Raw genomic sequence first — 6,000 nt, 5'->3', positions numbered from 1 at the left:
ATCCCCCACAATCATACCGGGTTCATCACCATCTGCAGCATTTCGATGGACGGTGTCTTCCAGCGCCAGGGAATACCGGTCAGGATGGCATATGGCGGGAGGCTCGAGATCGAGAACGGGGCCCCCCGGCAGTTCCTAGATCTTATTGGCTACCGGGGGACCACGATCGATCCCCTTGAACTGTTTATTTCCGCTCACCTGACCTCTATCTCATCGTTTGCGCGATCGAAGAGTGGCATTGCCCTTGCCAATGTACGCGAAATCCCCTGTGCAGCACAATCCCGGGCCGAGGAGACGATTCACCAGATGAACTCCTGTGGTTTTGTCTTTCCGGTAATGATGGGGAACCAGGTACTCAACCTGCCCCCGAACCCCTACCGGCTCTCGGTTGTTGCGTTCAGCGGGCTGAATTATATCGGGAACACGGTCGAGCACGGCATCCCGATAAAGACCGAGATCGGTGCCGGTACTATCCGGTTCTCGAAAATTCTTGAAAAGAACTGATTCAGATCCAGGAGATATCGTCAGGCTTTTTTCCCTTTTTACCCTGTTGCCGTTCGCCAGAGGATTCGTCGTCCTCATGCGGGGCTGCTTTTTTTGGTTTCAGGCTCGTATGAATGAGGGAACCATCCCGTGCTTTGGGCACCGAAGTGTCGGTGACAAGTTTCCCCTGGAAAACGGTGTCTTTTGCCCGGAATTCCTGTTCTTTCAGCATCACCGGTTCGTCTTCTTCAGCAGGAACCTGTACGGGTTCCAGCGGCTCGTTTTGCGTTTTCTCTTGTTCCGGATTAGCAGGGCCCCTCTTCCGGATTATTACCGTCTTCTTTACACTGGCTTCGAGAATCCCCTCTGTTGGGGAGCGGGATACCGGTTCCCGGGTCTCCGCCGGTGGGGCCTGGGCGACGACAACACGTTTTGTCCTCACTGCGGCTGATGGCTCCGTTGGGGAGGATGGTGCGGCACTGCCATCTTTCATCAACGGTTTCCCTGAAAGTGCCATCATGCGCTGCCGCTGCAACTCCCGCTCGATCCGCTGGCGGGCATGTTCGTGGGAATGGGGAACAGGAGTTTCTTCCCTCGCAGGAACAGAATGATCGGTTGTACCGGCAGGGGATAATGGCTGTTGAGTAACAATTTTCCCTGATGGGATCTCCTCTTCTTGTGCAGGGGCCTTGTATGGTGGCATTGGTTTCCCTGAATCATGATCACGTACGGATCTGGTTTGATCTGACCGGGGCTTTTCAAGGTGCACTTGCTGAAGCGTGGAAGGACGTGGGGCCGTAGACCGGGCCGGCGGTTGTTGTTTTGGTTGCAGGATCTCTTCCGGTGCACGGGTGTGAACACGATCCGTCTGCGGAGCTTCCGGGACCCGTTGCATCTGCTGTGGGAGGACAATCATCTCATCCCGGAGCGATCCGGCATTTTCCTGGACGCGTGTCATCCCCTGTTCTCCGCTCTCCGGTACCGCCCTTCGTACCGGGCCGGCCCTGAGCTGTTCACGGATCTCCTTAAGTTCGCTGATGCGGGGGATATTTTCGAGGCCCGAGAGCATGACAATGATGGCAACGTTCTTTGTGTTCATGACCGGGTAATCCCCGGACCGTGTCTCAAGGCCGCGGATGCTCCGGTCGATCCATTTTCTTACGGTCATGAATCCCTGCATCGAGAGCTCGTGCGAGGGACCGGCAATGAGGACGAGAGCCTTGTGGGCGCTCGTCATATCGCACGGGGTTGAGACCTCATGATAGATCGCCTGTTTGGCCAGCTCGACAATCCGGGATGCCCGTTTTTTTCCCTCTTCGTTGAACGGTCCTGACGGCCTGAGATGGGAAAGGAATGCAAGGGGATTACTGGGGAGATGCTCCACGGCATACCCGATGGTGATGAATCCCCCGTCTTTCATGGTGTTGAGCACTTCGCCGGAATCCAGCACAACCTCCGCCAGATCAATGCCCCCGTCAGCCCTGAATTCCCCGGCTTTTAAGATCAGGCTGATCCTTCGGACAATGGCTTCGTTGAGGAGATGGTAGGTCATCATTTCCGGGGACAGTTACGGTTCCTGCCTGCCGATCCCCAGTATCTGGGCAAGGCCTTTCTCCTTCTTTGTTTCGAGCAGTGCCTGTGCTTTAGGACGTGTCTTTTTGTACCACGTCTCGTTGTCAAAGACGATCATCCCGTCGAGAAGGGATGAGAGGATATCGATGTCATCGGCGGCTTTCGCGGACTTTCTCTCGCCCTCGGCAAGGCAGGGGAGGGTGACAAGGCCGAAGATTGGTTCAACGATGGTGGACCGAAGCCCGGCAATGACATGCGGGAGAACCCCCGTCATCTGCCCCCCCAGCCCGCAACAGATGAGAAGTGCATCGTTCTCGCCGGTCTCAAAATTGTGGACCCGTGAGACAATCTCGTCTATGTCGATGGTGGCGGTTGCCCCTCCTTCTGCCGGAGCCTCCGGGTTCATGGGATCGAACGGGGGATAGTGCAGTTTCTGTGAATCAGGGAGTGCAAGGAGTTGTTGTAAGGTGGCTTCGTCCACATCTGCAACCAGTCCTTCGACACAGGCAATCCTGCTGCTCTTCCGGTCGATGGCATACAGGCTGTCCACGATCCTGCATCCCGCCCCCCCAAGTCCTAGTGCCACTATTCGCATAGACTGATACCGTTCTCTCTTCTCATCCAATCCTTGTGAACAGACAGATTATCCCGCAGGGCCTCACGTTTCCCGGGAATAATTCATCCCGGGGAAATATGTCTTTGTTGCATATAAATTACGACAATGATCCCGGTTGGTACTTGTAATCAGGCACTGGACATTGGAATGACTGCTTGGTAAACGCAGAAATCCCCCAAATGGCTCCTGATCCGGGATAGCCTGATGCGATCACACCCGTTTTACCGGAAAAAGTGGCCAGAAAACTGGAATAAACGCCAGATTGCGGTTTTTGCGGGCGGATAACCGGTTCCTGTCAACGTAAAATCATAATTTATTTAAATGCGTGCACGGTAATACACAAATGAGGTGAACATACCTTGACATATGGAATTGAATTCGTACCTGGTAATGTCAATGTAAAGCAAGTTGTTAACTTCTGTAAACTTGCTGAATCCAAAGACATTGATTTCGCATGGATCACCAACCACTACAACAACCGCCACTGCTACCCCACCCTCGCAGCCATTGCGCAGGCAACCACGACCCTGAAGATGGGTCCGGGTATCATGAACGCCTTTACCGACACCCCCGCGGCAATGGCATCCTTTGCCTGCACCCTCAACGAGATCTCTGACGGCCGTGCAGTCCTCGGTATCGGACCCGGCGACCTCTCGACCCTCCCGAAGCTGGCAATCAACCCCGAGAAGCCGGTCGGCCGCCTTGAGGAAGCAGTTGCCCAGATCCGCAAGCTTGTTGCCGGTGAACAGGTCAACAAGTCCGGCATGAAGTTCTTTGACTACGACGGTGCAAAGCTGACTGGTGTCACGCTCCCCGGCAAGAAGGGAATCCCGGTGTACATCGGTGCACAGGGCCCCAAGGTCCTCGAGCTCGCCGGCAAGGTCGGTGACGGTGCACTCATCAACGCGTCCAACCCCAAGGACTTTGCCGCTGCAATCCCGATCATCAAGAAGGCATGTGAAGCTGTTGGCAAGAAGAACTTCGATGTCGGCGCATACACCGCCATGTCCATTGACCAGAGCGAGAAGAAGGCACGCAATGCAGCAAAGATCGTTGCAGCATTCATTGCAGCCGGCTCTCCCGAACCCCTCCTCACCCGCCACGGACTCGACCTCGCGAATGTTGCCAAGATCAAGGCAGCCCTTGCAAAGTTCGACTTCAAGAGCGTTGGGGAACTCGTCGGAGACAAAGAGATCGACGCCTTCACCATTGCAGGCACCCCTGAGATGGTCAAGCAGAAGTGCGAAGACCTCACCAAGGCAGGCGTCACCCAGATCATCTTCGGTTCACCCCTTGGTCCCGACATGACCAACTCCATCCGCCTGCTCGGCAAGCACGTTGTATAAGGACAAAGCACAATATCTGCCCCCATACAACCGAAAGCGGCGATGGTGCCTTGGCAGAAAATCTTTTTTTCTTTTTTCAGGAATGTTTTTCGTCTGAGAACCACTGTGCAAATGACTATCTGATGCAGCTGAACATAGTAATATGAAAGATATGTTCTCCATCACGGATGTGGATACTCAAAAAGGGATTATCCAGTACCGTGAGGAGACTTATACCGGTTTCCGGTGCCGGATCAACCCGGACCGCTCGAAACGGCATATTGTCCATCCATTCACGCTTCCGGAAGATGATGGTGACTGCCCGTTTTGTCCTGAACGGATTTTTTCCGTCACCCCCTTCTTCCCTGACGGAAAACGGATCCTTCATAACGAGAGTGTCACCTTCCCGAACATGTTTCCTTTCGGGACGGGACATGTTGTCACCGTGATCACGAAAGCACACCGGGTGGAGAGATTCAGCAGGCAGCAGGTTATCGATGCATTAACGGGACAAATTGAAGCACTGGTACGATATGATGGCTATCCCAGCATCAATATGAATTTCCTCCCGTCAGCCGGTGCAAGCCTTGTCCACCCGCACATGCAGGGACTGTGTGATGCCCGCCCCCCCCATATTGTCGAGCGGTATTTCTATGCCGGTTTTAAATATCGCGAACGTACAGGAAAGGAATACTGGGATGTACTGACCGATGGTGAAAAAAAGTCAGGCCGGTATCTCTTCGGTGATGAAATTGCCTGGTCTGCCCATGCTGTTCCCTGCGGGGAACGGGAAGTCCGCGGAATTCTTCCCGTTGCAACGCTTGAAGAAACCATCCCGTATATCGATCTTTTGGCAGCCGGGATCGTGGATGTACTTGAATTCTACCGGAACCTTGGGACAACTGCCTTTAATATGTCCATCTTTTTCGACAAAGCCGGTTCGAAACGCGGCTTCCATGCATTCTGTTCGCTCATCTCCCGGATCAATCCCAACCCGTCATCCATGAGCGACTCTGCTTTCATGGAACGGATGCACTTCGAACCGATAATCATGACGCTCCCGGAAGATATGGGAGAACTGTACCGGAACCAAAAAAAGGAAAAAGATTAATCGAATTTTGCAACGAGCTTGTTCTTCCTGACAAGCACGCCATCCTTCTTGTGTGCCTGGCGGAGAACTGTGTCGCCTGCCTTCTCGATCTCGCGTGCCTGGTCACAGAGAGCTGCTGCAACCTTCATCATCTCGTGAGCGCTTGCAACGATCGGGATGTACTTCTCCCATTCCTTGGTCATGAAGCAGCCCTTGACGTTCTGGCCTGCAACTGCCATGGCGATCTCGTGGGCGGCGCGGGCCTTTGCGAGTGCATAGTTGTTGGTGAACTCGCCGTCAACTGCCTTGTCGGTGGTCATGACGATCTTGGGGAGCTCGAGTTCTGCACCCTTCTTGCCTGCCTTGACCTGGTCGATGACCTTGTCGACTGCTACCTGCAGCTTGCGGAAAGCGCCGGTGCCTGCAAGGACCTTGACGAGGTTGCCGTTGAAGTCAGCCATCTCGATGGGGTCGAGGAATTCGCGGCGTGCACCGATCATGGAGTCTGCCTTCATGATGATGTAGCCGAACGAGCTCGTCTTGATGCCTTCCCATTCCTTCTTGGTCGTAACGTCGTCGGTGATGACGATGCACGGGATGCCGGCCTTTGCCAGTTCCTCACGGGCACCGGTGGGGCCGGGGAGAACGCCATTGGGGGAGACCACGATACAGAAGTCGGGTTTCCATGCCTTCATGTTGGAGACAACGCGGTCGATATCCTCCGGCTGGAGTTTGGTTCCGCTGGTCGCCATGAATGTCTGCATATCTTCACGGTCTGCTCTCTCATCGAGGAGGAGCTCTGCCATTACACCACTTGCAATGTTGCCGAGTTTTGCAACGCCTACTTTAACAACCATGTATTTTCACCTCGAAAATGTTATAACACGTTATTATGACCCGGTATTCATATAAAC

The 6,000-nt window shown here is 54.1% G+C and carries 6 protein-coding genes; 3 read left to right on the top strand and 3 right to left on the bottom strand.

Features of this window, described 5'->3' with window-relative positions:
- Window positions 1–504 (top strand): DUF128 domain-containing protein (locus PHF39_RS07390; protein ID WP_300222376.1); only part of this gene is annotated, 504 nt, incomplete at its 5' end.
- Between the two features lies 1 nt (window position 505).
- On the opposite strand, the gene PHF39_RS07385 is transcribed toward PHF39_RS07390, so the two are convergent.
- Window positions 506–2,038 carry a hypothetical protein gene (locus PHF39_RS07385; protein ID WP_300222373.1) on the bottom strand — a complete coding sequence of 511 codons (1,533 nt, stop codon included), beginning with the start codon at window positions 2,036–2,038 and terminating at the stop codon, window positions 506–508.
- 12 nt (window positions 2,039–2,050) lie between these two features.
- Window positions 2,051–2,650 (bottom strand): hypothetical protein, encoded by a 600-nt coding sequence (locus PHF39_RS07380; RefSeq protein ID WP_300222370.1) that lies wholly within the window; start codon window positions 2,648–2,650, stop codon window positions 2,051–2,053.
- Window positions 2,651–3,030: 380 nt separating this feature from the next.
- Here PHF39_RS07380 and PHF39_RS07375 point away from each other — a divergent pair, with 380 nt between their 5' ends.
- The gene (locus PHF39_RS07375; RefSeq protein ID WP_300222367.1) at window positions 3,031–4,017 is read left to right on the top strand and encodes a 5,10-methylenetetrahydromethanopterin reductase; all 987 of its coding nucleotides are present in this window, start codon (window positions 3,031–3,033) and stop codon (window positions 4,015–4,017) included.
- 142 nt (window positions 4,018–4,159) lie between these two features.
- Window positions 4,160–5,107 carry a galactose-1-phosphate uridylyltransferase gene (locus PHF39_RS07370; protein ID WP_300222363.1) on the top strand — a complete coding sequence of 316 codons (948 nt, stop codon included), beginning with the start codon at window positions 4,160–4,162 and terminating at the stop codon, window positions 5,105–5,107.
- Here the strand turns inward: PHF39_RS07370 and PHF39_RS07365 are convergent.
- A complete protein-coding gene (locus tag PHF39_RS07365; protein WP_300222360.1) occupies window positions 5,104–5,943 on the bottom strand; it encodes a F420-dependent methylenetetrahydromethanopterin dehydrogenase in 840 nt (279 codons plus the stop codon). The genes PHF39_RS07370 and PHF39_RS07365 overlap by 4 nt on opposite strands.
- Window positions 5,944–6,000 lie beyond the last annotated feature (57 nt).

Source organism: Methanoregula sp. (genome assembly GCF_028712425.1).
Taxonomy (GTDB): Archaea; Halobacteriota; Methanomicrobia; order Methanomicrobiales; family Methanospirillaceae; genus Methanoregula.
The sequence above is the reverse complement of the archived record's forward strand: the minus strand, read 5'-3'. Positions and strand labels throughout refer to the sequence as shown.

What these genes read in the sequence shown, in the direction of transcription:
- PHF39_RS07385 (WP_300222373.1), bottom strand. Translation starts at nt 2,038, where the DNA reads ATGATGACCTACCATCTCCTCAACGAAGCCATTGTCCGAAGGATCAGC.
- PHF39_RS07380 (WP_300222370.1), bottom strand. Translation starts at nt 2,650, where the DNA reads ATGCGAATAGTGGCACTAGGACTTGGGGGGGCGGGATGCAGGATCGTG.
- PHF39_RS07370 (WP_300222363.1), top strand. Translation starts at nt 4,160, where the DNA reads ATGAAAGATATGTTCTCCATCACGGATGTGGATACTCAAAAAGGGATT.
- PHF39_RS07365 (WP_300222360.1), bottom strand. Translation starts at nt 5,943, where the DNA reads ATGGTTGTTAAAGTAGGCGTTGCAAAACTCGGCAACATTGCAAGTGGT.